Source organism: Dethiosulfatarculus sandiegensis (assembly GCF_000931935.2).
Classification (GTDB): domain Bacteria; phylum Desulfobacterota; class Desulfarculia; order Desulfarculales; family Desulfarculaceae; genus Dethiosulfatarculus; species Dethiosulfatarculus sandiegensis.
In genome coordinates, this window is sequence record NZ_AZAC01000067.1 from 230,234 (window position 1) to 247,965 (window position 17,732).

12 protein-coding genes, 2 tRNA genes and 1 CRISPR repeat array are annotated in these 17,732 nt (G+C 51.4%); of the genes, 6 read left to right on the forward strand and 8 right to left on the reverse strand.

Annotated features, from left to right (window positions below):
• Positions 1-151: 151 nt before the first annotated feature.
• Positions 152-442 (forward strand): CRISPR-associated endonuclease Cas2, encoded by a 291-nt coding sequence (gene cas2, locus X474_RS23680; RefSeq protein WP_044352544.1) that lies wholly within the window; start codon positions 152-154, stop codon positions 440-442.
• A 186-nt stretch (positions 443-628) separates the two neighbouring features.
• A CRISPR array of direct repeats spans positions 629-1,988; the repeat unit is 32 nt; unit sequence GTCGCGCCCCACACGGGCGCGTGGATTGAAAC.
• 260 nt (positions 1,989-2,248) lie between these two features.
• On the opposite strand, the gene X474_RS23685 is transcribed toward cas2, so the two are convergent.
• The 4 genes from X474_RS23685 to X474_RS23705 all read right to left on the reverse strand — a co-directional run bounded on the left by X474_RS23685 (position 2,249) and on the right by X474_RS23705 (position 7,688).
• The gene (locus tag X474_RS23685) at positions 2,249-4,462 is read right to left on the reverse strand and encodes a CRISPR-associated helicase/endonuclease Cas3 (protein ID WP_044352470.1); all 2,214 of its coding nucleotides are present in this window, start codon (positions 4,460-4,462) and stop codon (positions 2,249-2,251) included.
• A gap of 520 nt (positions 4,463-4,982) precedes the next feature.
• Positions 4,983-5,059 (reverse strand) — tRNA-Arg (locus tag X474_RS23695).
• A gap of 120 nt (positions 5,060-5,179) precedes the next feature.
• Positions 5,180-5,809, reverse strand: coding sequence for a DUF3786 domain-containing protein (locus X474_RS23700; RefSeq protein WP_044352473.1), 630 nt, complete (start codon positions 5,807-5,809; stop codon positions 5,180-5,182).
• Positions 5,796-7,688: a carboxyl transferase domain-containing protein gene (locus X474_RS23705; RefSeq protein ID WP_044352474.1), complete on the reverse strand. Its 1,893-nt coding sequence runs from the start codon at positions 7,686-7,688 to the stop codon at positions 5,796-5,798. Before X474_RS23705 ends, X474_RS23700 begins: the two co-directional genes overlap by 14 nt.
• A 253-nt stretch (positions 7,689-7,941) precedes the next feature.
• Here X474_RS23705 and X474_RS23710 point away from each other — a divergent pair.
• Both X474_RS23710 and X474_RS23715 read left to right on the forward strand, forming a co-directional pair.
• Positions 7,942-8,018: transfer RNA gene (locus X474_RS23710), tRNA-His, on the forward strand.
• 77 nt (positions 8,019-8,095) lie between these two features.
• Entirely contained in the window at positions 8,096-9,268 is a 1,173-nt protein-coding gene (locus X474_RS23715) for a pyridoxal phosphate-dependent aminotransferase (RefSeq protein ID WP_044352546.1), read from the forward strand.
• Positions 9,269-9,349: 81 nt separating this feature from the next.
• Here X474_RS23715 and X474_RS23720 read toward each other — a convergent pair whose 3' ends face one another.
• The 4 genes from X474_RS23720 to X474_RS23735 form a co-directional block, all read right to left on the reverse strand.
• Positions 9,350-10,102, reverse strand: coding sequence for an OmpA/MotB family protein (locus X474_RS23720; protein ID WP_044352475.1), 753 nt, complete (start codon positions 10,100-10,102; stop codon positions 9,350-9,352).
• Between the two features lie 3 nt (positions 10,103-10,105).
• Positions 10,106-10,888 carry a motility protein A gene (locus tag X474_RS23725; RefSeq protein ID WP_044352476.1) on the reverse strand — a complete coding sequence of 261 codons (783 nt, stop codon included), beginning with the start codon at positions 10,886-10,888 and terminating at the stop codon, positions 10,106-10,108.
• Between the two features lie 561 nt (positions 10,889-11,449).
• Complete coding sequence (locus X474_RS23730; protein ID WP_056009690.1) at positions 11,450-12,175, reverse strand: hypothetical protein; 726 nt, start codon at positions 12,173-12,175, stop codon at positions 11,450-11,452.
• 261 nt (positions 12,176-12,436) lie between these two features.
• Positions 12,437-14,017, reverse strand: coding sequence for a flagellar assembly protein A (locus tag X474_RS23735; protein WP_156360909.1), 1,581 nt, complete (start codon positions 14,015-14,017; stop codon positions 12,437-12,439).
• Positions 14,018-14,579: 562 nt separating this feature from the next.
• Between X474_RS23735 and X474_RS23740 the strand changes: the two genes are divergently transcribed.
• Genes X474_RS23740 through X474_RS23750 form a run of 3 tightly spaced genes read left to right on the forward strand, consistent with a single transcriptional unit; the run spans position 14,580 to position 17,647 of the window.
• Entirely contained in the window at positions 14,580-14,942 is a 363-nt protein-coding gene (locus X474_RS23740) for a FecR domain-containing protein (protein WP_197282249.1), read from the forward strand.
• Between the two features lie 58 nt (positions 14,943-15,000).
• Positions 15,001-15,603: an OmpA family protein gene (locus X474_RS23745; RefSeq protein ID WP_044352479.1), complete on the forward strand. Its 603-nt coding sequence runs from the start codon at positions 15,001-15,003 to the stop codon at positions 15,601-15,603.
• Positions 15,604-15,628: 25 nt separating this feature from the next.
• A complete protein-coding gene (locus tag X474_RS23750) occupies positions 15,629-17,647 on the forward strand; it encodes a CHASE2 domain-containing protein (RefSeq protein ID WP_052515577.1) in 2,019 nt (672 codons plus the stop codon).
• Positions 17,648-17,732 lie beyond the last annotated feature (85 nt).

Below are 17,732 nucleotides of genomic sequence, written 5' to 3' on the forward strand. Positions count from 1 at the left end.
CAGTTGCTGTTTGGGGCATCTATGGTCCAAATTTCTATATACAGATAGTAAGAAACTGTTTAATAATATGTAAGATTTAGTTGTATGTCAAGATTATTTGGAAAGCCGCACCAAATTTTCGGTTTGTTTTTTTGGCAAGGGGGGATGCATTATGATGGTTTTGGTTTGTTACGATGTGAGTACAGAAAACAAAGAAGGTAGAAGGAGACTGCGAAGAGTAGCCAAACATTGCCAGAATTATGGCCAAAGAGTGCAGAATTCGGTTTTCGAATGCCTATTGGATCCGGCTCAATGGACAACACTTAAAAATAACCTTTTCAAAGAGATAGATACGGAAAAAGACAGCCTGCGTTTTTATTTCCTGGGCAGCAACTGGCGCAAGCGGGTGGAGCACCTCGGCACTAAAATCACCCCAGACCCGGAAGGCCTTTTGCTGGTTTGAAATCCATGCGCGAACCTATAGCGCACATAAAATCCCCGGGAGGTTCGCGCACAAGATAACTGGTTGAAAGAAGGTGAAAAATGCTATTCAAGCCGAAAACGGTGTGTTCTTGAGACCCGCAAAAATAGTAGGTTCGCGGAAACAGCATTATTTTATTTGTATTTTCCCTTTGTTATAATACCCGCAGTCGCGCCCCACACGGGCGCGTGGATTGAAACTCTGCGACGACGAGTAAGTAGACAAATCCCCCGGTCGCGCCCCACACGGGCGCGTGGATTGAAACTGGATGCGGGGATATCTAAAGCTATGATCGATGCCGTCGCGCCCCACACGGGCGCGTGGATTGAAACAACGGGTCCTGGCCGCCCACCAAGAGGCCCTGCCCGGTCGCGCCCCACACGGGCGCGTGGATTGAAACCTGCACGTCGGAAGGCAGCAAGGACCAACCGCTTGTCGCGCCCCACACGGGCGCGTGGATTGAAACCCGTTTTGGAGCATCGGGCATGACAAAAGACACTCGTCGCGCCCCACACGGGCGCGTGGATTGAAACATTTTTGTTTTTTTAACCGCCCTCGATATGTATAAAGTCGCGCCCCACACGGGCGCGTGGATTGAAACCACGGCCAAGTATCCAAGGACCCGAGCAAATTCGGTCGCGCCCCACACGGGCGCGTGGATTGAAACCCCTTTTTTGCCCGCGCCGTCCAGGTCCTGGTGGAGTCGCGCCCCACACGGGCGCGTGGATTGAAACCTTACCGCCGCGATCGTCGGCGAAGACAAAGACGCGTCGCGCCCCACACGGGCGCGTGGATTGAAACGCTAGTGAAATAGTGAGGTAAATATGTGTGGGCGTCGCGCCCCACACGGGCGCGTGGATTGAAACCTGATTGATGACGCGGAGGGCGGCCCCATACCCAGTCGCGCCCCACACGGGCGCGTGGATTGAAACAGGAACGAGCAGGCCAGAGGAATATATTGTTGCTGTCGCGCCCCACACGGGCGCGTGGATTGAAACTTTGCAAAGAGTGTTGTGTTGAAGCTTGATAAAAGGTCGCGCCCCACACGGGCGCGTGGATTGAAACCTGGAAGATCCGGACAGGATTGCAAGTCCCACACGTCGCGCCCCACACGGGCGCGTGGATTGAAACTGAACGATCAGGCCAGACAGAGCGGTATCCAGGGTGTCGCGCCCCACACGGGCGCGTGGATTGAAACAGGCGAGATCCAAAATCTTTTGCTCTATCTGCAGCGTCGCGCCCCACACGGGCGCGTGGATTGAAACCAGGACTCCGGTGACCGCCGGGGGCCACGCGGTGGTCGCGCCCCACACGGGCGCGTGGATTGAAACCGTAAAACCCGTATTGCTGCACGTCAACACAGGTCGCGCCCCACACGGGCTCGTGGATTGAAACTGAAACTGAATAGCTGATACCACCTGCCGGCCACAGGTCGCGCCCCACACGGGCGCGTGGATTGAAACAGCCCCTCAGACGTCGCCAAGTCCAAAATTTCAGTCGCGCCCCACAAGGGCGCGTGGATTGAAACCTTGTAAGGGTCTTTGGGTGATTTAGGTGGGTAGCCGCGCTCCATTCGGTCGCGTGAAACAAATAAAGACTATAAAGAAGTGAAAATAGGCCGGGGATGAGCCAAGGGGAGTTTGATTTTGAGGGTTTTCACAAAAATAAACCAGGCTGTGGCCAAACAGCCTGGTTATTCCTATAAACCGAAAGTAAGTTTCAATCCACACTACATATTATTGTAGCGACTTGGAAATATTAACATAAAGCTGCCTTTTTGTTCAACTGTCAAGAAACCTGTAATAGATCGTTCGGATCAATCCGGTCTGGCTGGTCTAGCAAAAGCCCCAAATCATCATCATACGCTGTCTGGTTTTCCAACACTGGAAACTGCAGATCCCCGACCCTGCGTATTACTCCCATTTGTTCCAGGCTTAGCATTTGCCAGGGATAAACCTGCACAGTGTAGGGCTGGGCCATGCGGGCATATAAACCGGGCTTCTTTGAATAACATAAACCAGTTACTATCTGGTCTCTTTTTTCTTCTTCCGGACACACAAACACAGCCTGGCCCGGGCTGTCTATGTATTTAAAGTCTTGAGCAACCTGGCGAAAAGGGAAATTTAAATCACCCGCCCCTTGTTCCAGGTGTTTGATAATATTTTTGGAATCCAAAAGCCCGCTTTGCCCTTCGCGCCAGAATAAAAGCCCAAAAAAGGTTTCCACTGCTTCAAGGCTTAAGGGATCCTCGAAATTACGCAGAACACTGCCGGCTTCTTCGCTTGGCGCGCGTAGGCTATAACCCGGCAAGCCGCACTCGGGCGTGAAGATGAATAATTGACCCAATCCGTTCAACAGCCCTTCCCGGTTGCAACGCCCCGCGGCCTGGGCCATGGAATCAATCCCCGCGATGGCCCGATAAACCACCGGAAAGTCGAGGTCCACGCCTGCCTCCACCAATTGGGTGCTTATAACCCGGCAAGCCCTCCCCTGGCTAAGGGCCTGCCTTATTTCCGCCAATTTGGCCTTGCGATGCTCAGGGTACATCAGGGCGCTTAAATGAAAACAACCATCTTCACCCGTTAAGGCGGTTAGTTTTTTAAAAAGTTTCTTGGCCTGCTTTCGGGTGTTTACAATGCATAAGACCCGCTCTTCCCTGGACAGTCGCTGGCAAAGGTCATTATCGCTCAATTTCCCCAGGTTAACAGCCTTTACCCGGCGTAGCCTTTTATAAAGGCTTTGGGGCTGTTCGATTATTTCACGCGGGCGCATGGCCGCCTTTTTAAAGGTTTCCGCGTCATTTAAGGTGGGCTGGGTGGCGGAGCACAAAACCACACTGGCTCCATAATGGGTGGTCAACTCGCGCAAGGCCTCCATGCAGGGAATAAGTAAATTCCTGGGCAGCATCTGGGCTTCGTCCAGAATGACCACACTCTTGGCCAGATTGTGTAGCTTGCGGCAACGTCCGGGCCGGTTGCTGAAAAGGGATTCAAAGAACTGCACATTGGTGGTTACAACCAGGGGAGCGTCCCAGTTTTCACTGGCCAGACGGGCCCTGGTTGTGGCCGGATCCAGGTCTTGTTCAGGATCAGGAATGCCCAGGTTGCTGTGATGCTCCAGCACTGCTTCTTCACCCAGGATTTTACGAAAAACCTCTGCGTTTTGCTCGATGATGGAAGTGTAGGGTATCACGTAAATTATGCGATCCATCTTGTGTTTGTGGAGGTGTTCCAGGCCAAAGGCAAGGGTGGATATGGTCTTGCCCCCGCCCGTGGGTACGGTGAGGGAAAAGAGCCCGGGGTCCCAACGGGCTGCATCCAGGCATTGATCCAATATTTGGTTGCGAATTATGTTTAACGGATTTTCCTTTGCCTTTGCGCGCAGTTGGCTAAGATAGCGGTCTAAAATTGTTTTAAGTTCCGCAAGGCTCGGCGCCCCTTTTCGCCAGTCTCCCTTGTCTGGATTGAGAAACTTTTCCGTATCCAGGAAATCGGCATCCACCAGGCTGGAAAAAACCATGCGCGTAAAAAAGCTTAGCTCAAATCCAGAGCGGTAAGGGTCTATCTGAAAGGGAAGGTTTAATATTTGCGGGTAATCCAAGGAGAGGCTTTTCCTAAAGACCTTTGTGTCTTGTACTTTTTTTATTAGCCTTTCCCTAAGCGAGACAGACTCGGCGGAGATGCCGTCGGGCATGCCGCCATGATGTCCGCAAATGGCGTAGGCCAGTAGCCTGCCCTCATCCGGCCCGAATAGATCCATTGCCTGTTGGGCCCCGGCTGTGGAATGATCCACCTTGGGGCCGCCTTGCAGGCGTTTTTGATAGGCAAGAGAGCCCTTGCCCTGATCATGTTGAAGCCCTGCGGCGCATCCCCACTCGGCAGCATCGAATTTTCCAGCAAACCCGGCCGCCAGGCCCGCCACGCCAGTCAGATGATCCTGCAAAGTTTGCCAGGTTGATTTGTCTGTGGATTCAGTGGAATGGGCATAAAAATCAGTAGGCATTTTGGGGTCCCGATTTAAGAACAAATTAAGTTGGAAACAAGTCTTTGTTTTTTAAAAGACAACCTTCAGTTGGTTTGTTTATCAAAAAGGTGCTTTCTAATAAAACTGAAAGCAGGCTTTGTCAAAATAAACTTTCAGCGCCGACGAATCAAGGCAGGATGCAAAGGATGCTTGAATTTCGGTTGCGAGTTAAAGACCGGGAATACGGTATGCTAAGTTAACCGGGAAAATCCTGTAAAAAACTTGAGGGTGGTGACTGAAAAGGAGTATGCAGATTTGGTAAGGGAAAAGATCTTCCTTTTCGGCAATAAGCACCGGCAAGTTGATCCGGTTTTTCCGAAAACGGATCAACTGCCAATAAGAAAAATATGCCATTTGAGCCGTAGTCTATAATCGAAAATTCGCGTCTACCTCTGATTAAGGTTTTACAGCTCTAGTTCTTAAGATAACGAAATCCGACACGGTTCTTAAATCAAAAAAGGGATTGGCCGCTTTCAGCCAATCCCTTGATATTCTTATTTGGTGCCCTCGGCAGGACTCGAACCTGCTGCCTACGGCTTAGGAGGCCGTCGCTCTATCCAGATGAGCTACGAGGGCGTGTTGCGGTTGTTTATTTAACATAAACCGGGCGGATTCGCCATGGTGAATATTAAGGTTTGTGAAGTCTTTGTGGCATTTATTGCCGTCTTTTAGCCAAGCCTTTTTTGGTTGGGGGCTTCAGGTGGTGAGCCTTTTGACCAGGATATTGGTCAGGGCCCAGATAGAGTCCAGGGCAAGGTGAAAAGAGGCGTGGGCGTCTATGCCGATTACAGACCTGGCCTCAAATTCGTCATCCTGGGTCCAGAGCAGCACATACAAAGGTATTTTGGGCAATCCCGGCAGTTTGACAGCCACATCGGCGCCTTCTATCTTTTCCGCGCCCAGGCTGAGGGCTTTTTGCAGAAAGGCCTTGGGCTCTTGGCCAAAGGCGGCGCAGATATCAGGCAGGGCCAGGGCATGGGGCCCCACAAAGAACATGGCCCCGCCGGGGAGTTCCTGAGGAGTCACCATGCGGCCTGAAGGAGGCAGGTCCATGGACCTGCCTAGGGCGGTCAAGAGGACCATGCCGGTCTGAAAACCCACAGGCTTATCCGGCTGATCAAGCAAGTGGACCCGGCGCTGGGCCGGGTCCACTTTATATTCTCTACCGATCAGCGGGACCAGAAAAAACTCCCCATTCCAGGTTGCGCCCGAGTTATGGGCGGCATCCGCAGGGGCAAGGGCGTCCAGATCATCCCACAGGGCTGGGGGAAGCTGGTCTGCGCTTTTGTAGATGTCTTTTATTTCTTCTGGATCAATCAGTGCCATTCTCCAGAATCACGGGCGGCTCAATATCTTTTTTGAACTTGCGTACATAGAGGCGCTCACCCTTGCGTGGTTTGTCATTCCGACGGGTTCGAGCATAAACTTCAAGATATTTGGCCACATTTCGTCTGAGGTCAGCTCTGGGCACAACTTCCTGAATGCCTCTTATGTTACCGAAATAGTCGGGCTCTTCCAAGGTGCGGGAAGATATTTTAAGCAAAGAGTCGCTTCTGACCAGCTCTTCCTGTACAGGGAAGCCCCTGGATTCCATAACCCTGGGCCCGGTGAATATAACCATGGCTCCCGGCTCGGCGATGCATACGTCGCCCAAGGCGGCGTAAGATGCGATAGCCCCGCCTGTGCTGGGGTCTGCCAGGATGGAGATAAAGGGCAGGCCTGCATTTTTAAGACGCTCAACCGCGGCAACGGTCTTGGTCATCTGCATCAGGGCCACAATACCTTCGTAAAGGCGGGCGCCGCCGGAGCAGCAGACACTTACCAGGGGCCATTTTCTGCGGATGGCATACTCCACGGCCAGGCGGAATTTTTCGCCAAAGACCACACCCATGGAACCACCGGCAAAGTTGAACTCGCTGATGGCCAACACGGCGGGATAGCCGTAGACCGTGGCGTGGGCGGTGACGAGTGATTCGTTAAAAGGCGTGCGGCCTTTTTGCTTGGCCAGAAACTCCTTGTAATAACTGTGGATGTCCTGTTCCGGCAAAAGGTCGTCTACAGTCAGGTGCCTGAACAGCTCATGGAAGCTGCCCGGATCGGTGATTGCGTTGACCCAGCCTTCGGCCCCCAGGGTGTAGCGTTTGCCGCAGTTGGGGCAGATCTGGTGGTTGCGCATATATTCGTCCAAGGGGATCATGGCCCCGCAGCCGCCCTTGGAGCGTTTTCTTTCCTCGCCGCAGCGGATATAGGCCTGACCCGGATCCAACACCTTGCCGTCGCCGTAATCGTCTTCCACGTGCACACCGCCGGAAGAAGGGGCCGAGCTTACAAGCTGCACATCAACAGGTTTGTGCAGATGCTTTAAGGGGCGTTCAATAAAACGCTTAAGTTCAAAGAAGCGGCCGTGGCTTTCCACGCCCAACTGGTCGGCCAGCTTGGAGCGATGCTGCACCAGCTTGTCCAGGCGGCGGCGGAAGAGGTCTTTCATCACCTTTTCCAGATAGGCCTTGATATTGGCGCTCATCTCTTTGGCATCGGTGACTTTTTTGGCCTGGGGTATGATGGTGTCGATCACCCGGAAATGTTTCAAGTACTTGGCTGTGCCCTTGCTGATGGTAAGGGCGTCTTCCATCCGGCTGGGATCCCTGAAGATGATGGCGGCCAAAGACTCGGGCGGCGCGGTGGCGTACATCGCGTCTTCCATGGCGGCCCTTCTGTCGGCCACCTGAAGGGCCAGGGCTCCGCCGGAGCCGCCTTCGCCCAAAACAATGCTCACCGTGCGGATCGGCACGGTGAGATAGGCCCTGATAAGGTGGGCAATGAAAAAGGCCTGCAGCCTTTGGGCCGAGTACATGGAAATATCAGCGCCATAGCAATCCACAAAGGAGAGTAGAAGTGCGTCTTCGTGGGGCCCTTCATCAGAGATCTTGCGTAAAAAAGAAAGGATCTGGGAGTGCTCGTCTGCGTTAAGCATTCCCCAGTTCAGTTTTTTCAGATCAGCTGCGTTGCGCAATCTTTCAGGCTTGGGTTTTTGTTGGGCGATCACATATACTTTGCGTTCGTTCAAGTGTCCTTCACCCATGATAAGGGTGTCGCCTTTAGCCTGATAATCGCGAAAATCGGCAAACAGCCGCTTGATTACATCGGACGAGCGGGGTCTCAGCGGAAAGCGAGTCCGTGTCTTGAAGGTTTTGACAAGGTCCAAGGAAATCTCCGAATTAGTGTATAATAAAAAGATGGGACTTATTAAGTCCCTTACATAACGTCAAAATTACATACGGGGGCCGTTAACACGACTCCCGTGAAGCTACTATGGTATTAGAGGGTGAGGGTAGTGTCAAGCAATGTAAGGTGGCATTTGGGAAAAGACTTGCCAGCAACCCTTGGCTCTGATATATAACTCCTCGCGATGCGCACTGGAGACAACACACGGGCGTTCGTCCAAAATTAAAAATGTGGTGGCTATAGCTCAGATGGTCAGAGCGCTAGGTTGTGGCCCTAGAGGCCGAGGGTTCAAGTCCCTCTAGCCACCCCACCAATATGGTTTCCGGGTCGCAGGCGGTTTATTCCGCTTGCGGCTTTTTTTATATCCCCACTGATAAGGAGCTTGCCATGAAGCCGTTGAATCATCTAACCGGATATTTCACGGAATCGGTTATTCGCATGATGTCTCGCATCTGCAACCAGGCAGGCGGCCTTAATTTAGCCCAGGGATTCCCGGATTTTGACGCGCCCGAGCCCATGAAGCAAGCGGCTCAAAAGGCTATCCAGGACGGCTATAACCAGTATGCCATAACCTTTGGGCAGCCGTGCCTGCGTAAGGCCATTGCGGCCAAGGCCAAGGACTATAATGGTATAGAATGTGATCCGGACACCCAGATAACAGTTACCTGCGGAGCCACAGAGGCCATGATCTCCTGTTTGAAGGCTCTCATCAATCCGGGTGACGAGGTGATCGTATTTGAGCCGTTTTATGAGAACTACGGCCCTGATTCACTTTTAAGCGGAGCCACGCCCCGCTATGTGACCTTGCATGCTCCGGATTGGAGTTTTGACCCGGATGAGCTGGCAGAGGCCTTTAACGACAAGACCAAAGCCGTAGTCATAAACACCCCAAACAACCCCACCGGTAAGGTCTTCAGCAGGGAAGAACTGACCCGGATCGCAGAGTTGTGCCAAAAATGGGACACCTATTGCATCATGGACGACATCTATGAGCATATCCTGTTTGACGGGGCCGAACATGTGGCCATGGCAACCATAGACGGCATGGCAGACCGCACCCTGACGATCAACTCGGTTTCCAAGACTTATTCAGCCACAGGCTGGCGCATTGGCTGGGTGATCGCCTCGCCGGAGGTGACCCAGGGGGTGCGCAAGATCCACGACTTTTTAACTGTGGGCGCGCCTGCTCCCTTGCAGGAGGCCGTGGTTACGGCCCTTGAGCTGCCGCAATCCTATTATGGTGAGTTGGCGGCCCGTTACGAAAAGGCCAGGCGGTTTTTGTATGATGTTCTGGATGAGCAGGGTTTTAACCCCAATCTGCCCAAGGGCGCCTATTACATCATGACCGATGTGGCGGAGCTGATGGAGCGTTTTGATGTCTCTGATGACTTTAATTTCGCCAAGAAGTTGATTGAGCTCACAGGTGTCGCCTCTGTACCGGGCAGTTCTTTTTACGCAGAGCCGGAAAAGGGAAGTAAACAGGTGCGCTTTTGTTTCTGTAAGAAAATGGAGACCTTGGAAGACGCAGCCCAAAGGCTTAGAAAGCTCAGTTCGCTTTAGCCCAATCGCTTACAGACTAAACCCCCTGCCTTTTGAAAAGCAGGGGGTTTTTTTATAAGCAATGGAGATGAGCGGTAAAGCCTAGTCCACTCCCACCCGCATGGGTCGCTTGGTAAAAACAAACTCAACCCTTCTGTTTTTGCTGCGGCCTTCGGGGGTGGCGTTTGTGGCCAGGGGATAGTTGGCCGCATAACCCACAGCCGTAACCCGGGTGGGGGGGACCCCGTTGGCCAAAAGGTTCCGCAACACAGCAGAAGCCCTAGCGGAACTCAGTTCCCAGTTGGAAGGGAATTTTTCCGTACTTATGGGCTGATTATCCGAGTGCCCTTCAACCGTAAGGTAGAAACTGAATTTGTTAAGCACCTTGCCTATGCCGGATAACAGTTTTTTGGCCTGTTCTTTAACCACGGCCTCACCGGGTTCGAAAAGAAGCTGGCCCTTTACCCTGAGCCTTACTCCCTGGGCGCTGGAAGATATATCCACGGTCTTGCCCATGCCGGCGGCATTGGCTTGTTTTTGGATCTGCCGGGCCATGCGGGAGGCTTCCTCCGCTTTTTGGGCATCCATATCCCTGGAAGGAACAGACTTGGGAGCCACCCGGACCTGATCTCTGATCGGTTGGGGATCGGTGAGAGGCTTAACCGGTTGGTATTCGCCTCGTAAATCCTCCTGCACTCCAAAGGCCATTTTGACCGAACCCAGCATCTCTTTGAATTTCTGCACATCCATGCTGGCAAAGGTGAGCAGCAGCACGAAAAAGGTCAAAAGAAGGGTGCAGAGATCGGCAAAGGTGCCCATCCAGGGAGCCAGGCCTTTTTTTTCCTCTTTTGCCATGGATCAGCCCTTTTTCTTGGCCATGGCCTTGTTTTGCAACATGGCCCGCTCTTCCGGAGGCATGAAACCCACCAGTCTTTGTTGGATAGCCCTGGGGTTTTCGTTTCTGGCCATGCCCAAGGCCCCTTCCAGGATCAAATGAAGGTTGTGTCCTTCCCGCTCCGCCCTGTCGGCGAGTTTCGAAGCGCCGGGGCTTAAAAGCAGGTTGGCGGCCAGGGCCCCGTAAAGGGTGGTGAGCAGGGCAACAGCCATGGCCGGGCCAATGGAATCCGGGTCCGAAAGGTTTAACAGCATGATAACAAGGCCGATCAGGGTTCCGATCATGCCCCAAGCAGGAGCCAGCTCGGCCATTTTTTCCAGTGCCTTTACGATTTCTTCCATGCGGCTGGTGGTGGCTTCTATTTCAATGGAAAGGACATCGCGGATATCTTCTGGCCTGTAGCCGTCCGCCACCAGGCCAAAGGCTGTTTTCATGAATTCATTGGTGGTCTTTATTTTTTCCAGTGCCAAGGGGCCTTCCTTGCGGGCCGCGTCCGCCGCCTTGAGCAACTCCCGCACAGTCGCCACGTAGTCTATACGATGCTGAAAAAAGATGCTCATACAGGATTTTACCGCCCGCATAACCGTGCCCAGTGGAAAAGCCACCATGGTCGCGGCAAAGGTGCCGCCTATGACGATAAGAAAAGAGGCTACATCAATAAAAGCCAGAATAGAGCCTTTCAGCAAAATACTGACTAATACCAAAGCCAAGCCAACCACAATGCCGATTATTGTTCCCAGATCCAATTAACTGTCTCCGAATATAGTAGTCAATGCCTGGCCCTTGAATTAGAGCCTGGTTCCCAGGTGCAGACCATGCGAATATGCCGTGAAAAGGGCTGTATGCCGGTGGGATGCCTCTACCCAATCAACACGTTAGCAAATTTTTAATGATTTGCAAAGTGCGGCTTAATGGTTTCATGCAGCATGTTAAATGTCGCATTGCCTGGTTGCCTGTAAAAAAAAATCCCGACCTCAAGCCCAGTTAAAGTGGGGTGTCTATAAGGATAACTCACGATATTGAAAAGTGGCTATCCAAGCCCGAATAACTGACCTTAGTTTGCTGACAAAATCCTCCTGGACTTTGTCAGAGGCCATTTGGCAAAAACGTGGTTTTGCCAAATGGCTCGAATTACTCGTCTTAAGAAAGCCTCGCAATTCGGCGGGCCGTCCATGGCCCGCGGTCAGGCTGTTTGTCAACAGCCTGGGCTTCATTGGCTTTTTGCCGCTCCAACCGGGACTTATACAGTTTTGAACAGTAACTTATTAAAATCCTTGGACCAACTGCGTTAATAGCCCACTTGGGGATTATTTTTGCAACAGATCGTCTAAAGAAACTTCTGCTTCACCATTTTTTGTTTCAGGGATCACGGGCAGCTTTTGGTTTTTTCCCGAACTCTGTTGATCAGAGGAATTCATGCCAAGTCCCAGTTTGGGTGGCTTGCTTCCCCTGCGGTAGAGGCTGCTTCTGGCTGCTTGTGAGGCGGATTTTTTAAGTTTTGGCGCAGATAATCCCTGGTCAATCGGACGGTCAGCCCTGGTGCCCACCACATAGTCATCGCTATTCATATATACACCGTCCGGTCCGGCCGAACGAACCAGGTATATGAATCCTCCCCTGGAAACCAGTTCTATGCGTACGGGCTTTCCCCAGGCATCCTTGTAACGGGGCCGCGGCCCCGGGTCGGGCAATCCCTTTTCCGCCATGCGTTTGGCCTCAGTATCGTTTTGCAGTTGGACTAATTTTTTAGCGGTATAGGAGCCTAGGGCATCGTCAATGGAGATTCCGTGCGCCCGAAGGTATTTTTGAGCCTCGGCATAGGTCGGAGTATCTTTGTATTTGGATAGCTCCCCGTCAACCAGGCGGCACGCCTCCAGTTCTTGGCTTGCCTGGATGTAGAGTTTGATTTTAGCGAAAATAGCGATTTCCGGCCCGGGTTCATCCCCGGCCCAAGCCGGGGCGGCAAGCCCGATTGTGAGCATGATCATCAAACAGGCAAGCCTGATGAGATGGTTTTGTTTTAAGTGGTTCATGTTGTCACTCATTTTGAAATGGATAAATAAAAATTGTATCACAAAATAAAAACCCTATAAGAGTAAAGATTAAAAGACAAAGACGTCTGTGTATCAAGACGCTCGGGTTCGCTCTCCTAAAAGAAATGTATCGAATAGAACTAGTGGGTTTTGTGAACTTTTTTGGGTGGAGAAATGGTTGGCGCAGTAAAATGCAAAAGTGGTTGCATTTCGGCAAGCCATTGGGGCCGAGAGGTAAAGAGGATCAATCCGATCAGGCTCTCAAGGGGATTTCCTGCTTGCCTTGGTACGGAGGTCACTGATCTTCATATAATATTTTTTCGCATCCGATTCGTTGGCTTTGGTCGCCAGCTCGCAGGCGGTGAAAGAAGAGCGGGAGTTGTTCAGTGTAATAGCAGACCTGGGGCCTCTTATTTCGGTTGAGGCTGATGCTTTTTTGATGACATCTAAGCAAACCGCGCCTTCCGGAATTACTTCTTCCAGCTTTTTTATCTCTTCGGTCATGCGTTGCTCTTCATATTCCATTTCGTAAAGACGGTCTTTACCAGCCTTTACGCCTTCCAAAAGGTTTTCCCTGAGCGGTTTTATCATATGGACCTGGGTGATCAAGTTGGTTTTTTCGTCGGGTTGGCTGGTTTTTTTCAGATTGGCCAGGATATCCCTCAGCTCGTCTTCGGTGGTTTCCAACTCTTCAGTCTGAGCTTGTATGGCTTCTATAAGATTTGTTCTTTCCTTGCCCAGTTTTTCCAACCTTATTTTGACTCTGGTCAGATGTTCGAGGTATTCGGGTCTTGGCCCTATGACAATGGACGAAATTTCTGAACCGCTGCTGACAATCTCGGGCACCTCCACCCCAAGGGTGGCCTTGACCGAGCTGTTGACAATGCGGCCTTCGTGGTGAGTCAAGATCAGTCGGCCTTCTGTTTCGATTTTACAGTCAACCACTTCGTTTTCTATCACCACATCGCCTTTGGCTTTTATACGGCTGTCCCTGGCGAAACGGGCGGTTAGTTTTCCTTTGGTTTCAAGGGTGGCCCCCATTACCCCGCCTTGTACAGCTACGTCGCCTTCGGCTATCACCTCGCTGCCCGGTTCCAGTTCGTTGGCCAATAAGCCCTTTGAATGGACATGAAAGTCGCTTAGCACAGTGCCATGGACCTGCACCATGCCGGGAAATTCCACATGGCCGGTGTGATAATCAATATCGCCATCGACTATCATTATCTCAAGCACCTCAAAGGTCTCTTCATCGGGCCGGTTGAAGATGCCGGTTCTATCTGCCACGCAGAGCAGGCCGTCCTCTTTCAAACGCACGCCTTGCCCTTTATCAAAGCGAAGAAGTCTGACCTTGGGCGGTTTGATTTTTCTGCCCCTCACATCCATGCCGGGCTTACCCCGGTCTGCCGGAATCAACCTGGCCAGCTCGGTGCCGGGCTCCACCACAGGTACAGGCCCTTTGTCCTTGAAATCAACATGGCCGTCTTCCTTGATGCTGCCTATTCTTTGGGCGCTTAGCTCCGCCAGAACCTTAATCTCCGCATCACGGCCGGGTTGGGGCAAGGTGCCCCGGGCAATGATTACGTCTTCTATCTTTTCGCCTTTGGCCAAGATTTCCAAGGCCTTTTGCAAACGGGAGACATCCAGCCCATGTTTTACGCCGGCGTCCCTGATTATGGTGGTGACGGCTTTTCTGATTTCCGCCAGGTTGCATTCCAGCGAAGCTTTGCCGGTGAGCCTGGCCGTCAGCCCCTTGTCTTTGATGACGAGGCTGTATTTTGGTTTTGCTGAAGAGTTTTCAACAGGTGGGTTCTTTTGGTTTTCGCGGGGAGGAAGAGATGTCATTGCCCTGTCCGCTAATGAAATAAGATGATTTTTAATTCCCCATAAGAGCGGGAAGGGGGTCAGGGTTTTCACTATCCCTGAACCAAAATCGCTCTGCCCATCTTTATACTATCCAACTTTACCTTAATCTCGGTATATGGGGAAACCCTTGATTGTAAGAAAAGAAGCTTTGTCAACTTAAAAAGCCATATGATCCAGCACCCAGATAGTGCTAGGCGCCGCCGGATTCAGATTGGTTTGACCCGGTTATTTTTCATGAAAGCTGTCAAACAGCCTGAAAACTCAGAAGCGGCAGCCTCAAAAGAGTAAAAAAAGTATCTGAAATAGGGAGGCCTGAGTTTACATAACTAAATGATTTGTTATACTCTTTTGTATATATTTTTGTTTCCGGACTGATCGTGCAAAAATAGATAAAAATAGATAAAAATAGGATCCTGATTTGTTTGTTTCCCTTTTATGGGGGCGGACTATGAAAAAGTATTTTTTATTTTTTGTTTTAATCTGTTTGCTTGTATTGCCTTGTAAGGAGTGCCCGGCGGATTCTGAGCCGGTAATTGGAAGTGTGCGCACTGTATCCGGACAGGCCTATGTTTTGCGCGGAGAGTTGAGGCTGAAGGCTGACATAAGCCTTCAGTTGAAAGAGGGTGATGTAATGACAACCGGCAGTCCCGGCTCCATGGGAGTTATCCTGAGGGATGACACGGTGTTGTCCCTGGGGCCGGATAGCCGTTTGGAACTTAACCAGTTCACCTTTGTTCCGGCCAAAGGGGAGATGAGTCTTTTCACCCGCATGCTCAAGGGCACCGCAACTTATCTCTCTGGGACTATAGGAAAACTTGCACCGGAAAAGGTAAAAATGGAGACTCCCCAGACCACCATCGGTATACGGGGAACCAGGTTTTTAATTCGGGTTTCGCCTCCCTGAGGAATTTTCATAAAAATCCAAAAAAATTCACAGCCACGAGCTTCATTGGGGAAAAACCATGATTCAAAGATGGCCTTTGATAGCATGTTGTTTGATTTGTCTGCTTCTTAGCGCCTGCGCAAAAGGTAGCATGGTGGTTTTGCTGCCGGATCCTGACGGCAAGGTGGGAGAAGTCAGAGTGCAAACCGATAAAGGTGAGCGGGTTTTGACCAAGGCGGGCCAGTCCACCACGGCTGTGGACAAAGACAGCCTGCCCAGTGAACCGGCTGTTTTGCCGGAAAAGGAAATAAACCGGGTTTTTGTTGACGCTTTGGCAGCTCAGCCCCGTCAACCGGTGCATTTTATACTGTATAACCTCCATGAGTCAGTTGAGTTGACCCCTGAATCCAGAAAAATGCTTGATCAGATAGTCAAGACCATCAAGGAAATGAAATCAGTTGATACCAGCGTGGTTGGGCATACAGACACCTTGGGCAGCGTCGAATACAATTACCGCCTTTCAAAAAAACGGGCCCAGGAAGTGGCTCGTTTGTTGGTCAAGAAGGGGGTTGATCCCAAAAATCTTGAGATAGATTCGCATAGCGAAAAAAACCTGCTCGTTCCCACGGCCGATGAGATAAGGGAGCCTCATAACCGTCGGGTGGAGGTGACGGTCAGATAAGCGACTTTTTTGAAAGGGCAGGTGCTTGAACAGATTTTTCACCCAAAAAAGCCTGGTAATCCTGATCTCTGGTTTGGTTCTTACCTGTCTAATGGCGGTTTTACAGACAATAAACCCGGTTTTTTCCCGGTTTCTGGATTTTAAAGTCCAAGATACCATGATGCGCTCACTGCCGACCGGAAGTATCAGCAATCAGGTGGTGGTGGTGGATCTAGATGAAAACAGCCTGAGGAAATACGGGCAATGGCCATGGCCCCGTCATCGGGTGGCCAGGCTTCTAAAAGAATTGCAAAACCTTGGCGCGGTTGTTGTCAGTCTGGATATCCTTTTTGCAGAAAAGGACCGCACTTCGCCCCTTTTTTTGAAAAAACAAATGCAGCAGGATTTAGACTTCAGTCTGGATCTAAAGGGCCTGCCTGTCGATTTGCGTGATTATGACAAAATTTTGGCCCAAGCCCTTAGCCATGGCCCTTTTGTGCTTTCCTATTGTTTTTCCATTAAAGGTCAATCCAATTCCCACCCGCCCGGCCCCGCCTTAAACCTTGTCTGGCGGGATTCTGAAGAATTCTCTGATCATGCAAGTGCCTTTTTCAGGGCGGATAATGCGGTGAGTAATCTGGCTGTCCTGCAAAAAAATGTGACTCACAGCGGCTATATGGATGCCTTTTTGGATACAGATGGTGTGCTGCGCGGCATACCCATGATCACCGAGTATCATGGAAAGTTTTATCCCAGCCTGGCCTTGGCCACCTTGCTGAAGCTTATGAATACCAATCAGGCCCTGATCAGCATGGGGGAGCTTGGTGCGGAAAAGCTTATTCTGGGGAGGCTTGCCTTGAGTCTCTCACCCAAGGCGACCTTGTTGCTTCGTTTTCGTGGGGGGCCCAGGTCGCTCCCCTATGTTTCGGCGGAAAATATCCTCACCGGGCAAGTAGACCCCTCTGAAATAAAAGGAAAAATTGTTTTTGTGGGGACCTCGGCCGCAGGGTTGCGCGACCAAAGCTCCACGCCCCTGGCTCCAGGCATGGACGGGGTGGAGATACACGCTACCTGCATAGATAACATTATCCAAGGTGATTTTTTGGTGCGCCCGGCCTGGTTTAAAGGCATGGAGTTGGTGCTTTTACTGGCGGTGGGGCTGGCTGGCGCCTGCCTGTTGGCCTGGGCCCCAAGCTTGTGGGCTTTTTTAAGCGCAGGCTTGATTTCGGCGGCCCTTTGGGTGTTTTCCTTTTGGCTGATTCATGAAAAAGGCCTTGTGTCGGCTCCTTTTATGCCGTTTATCACTTTGGCTTTGGTTGTCTCCTTGGGGGCCGGGCTGAAGAACTGGATGGAAGAGAGGCAACTAAAAAAAAGGGCCCTTGAACTTTTTCACACCCAAAACGCCATGATAATGAGCCTCGCCGCATTGGCCGAATGCCATGACGTGGAGACGGGAAAACACCTTTTGCGCACCCAGGCCTATGTAGGCTTTTTGGCAGATCATCTGAAGGACCATCCCAGGTTCAAAAAGGAGTTGACTCCAGGGGTCATCAGCACCATGAAAAAAATGGCTCCTTTGCATGATGCCGGTAAGGTGGGGATACCGGATTCCATTTTGCTTAAGCCGGGCAGGCTTTCCCAAGAGGAGTTCAAGCTTGTTAAGATGCATACCCTTTTGGGGGAGCATGTCATGCAGGTGGCTGAGAATGAACTGGGCCCCAACCCTTTTCTGACCATGGCCAGGCAGATCACCGGAGGGCACCATGAAAAATATGATGGATCGGGATATCCAAGAGGCCTCATAGGGGATCAGATTCCACTCTCAGCCAGAATTATGGCTGTGGCTGATGTTTACGATGCCTTGACCACGAACCGCCCTTATAAAAAAGCCTACAGTCATGAGAAGGCCATGGAGATAATGATCGCGGGCAGGGGAAGCCATTTTGATCCGGATGTACTGGATGCCCTTATTCGTGATCAGGAGGCGTTCAGGGATGTGGCGAGGAATATGGCCGATTCAGTGGAAGATCACCAACGGTTGATGACCAAGCTTAACTTGAAGTAAGTCGCAGGTTGTAAAAAGAAAGCGATGCGCGGGCTGTTGCCTGTCTTAGCTTGCTGACAAAGTCTGAACCTCCCCCGAATTTGTG

Bases quoted from the DNA above. Each gene is read 5' to 3' on its own strand.
- cas2 (WP_044352544.1), top strand. From the start codon at position 152: ATGATGGTTTTGGTTTGTTACGATGTGAGTACAGAAAACAAAGAAGGT.
- X474_RS23685 (WP_044352470.1), bottom strand. From the start codon at position 4,462: ATGCCTACTGATTTTTATGCCCATTCCACTGAATCCACAGACAAATCA.
- X474_RS23700 (WP_044352473.1), bottom strand. From the start codon at position 5,809: ATGGCACTGATTGATCCAGAAGAAATAAAAGACATCTACAAAAGCGCA.
- X474_RS23715 (WP_044352546.1), top strand. From the start codon at position 8,096: ATGAAGCCGTTGAATCATCTAACCGGATATTTCACGGAATCGGTTATT.
- X474_RS23720 (WP_044352475.1), bottom strand. From the start codon at position 10,102: ATGGCAAAAGAGGAAAAAAAAGGCCTGGCTCCCTGGATGGGCACCTTT.
- X474_RS23730 (WP_056009690.1), bottom strand. From the start codon at position 12,175: ATGAACCACTTAAAACAAAACCATCTCATCAGGCTTGCCTGTTTGATG.
- X474_RS23735 (WP_156360909.1), bottom strand. From the start codon at position 14,017: ATGACATCTCTTCCTCCCCGCGAAAACCAAAAGAACCCACCTGTTGAA.
- X474_RS23745 (WP_044352479.1), top strand. From the start codon at position 15,001: ATGATTCAAAGATGGCCTTTGATAGCATGTTGTTTGATTTGTCTGCTT.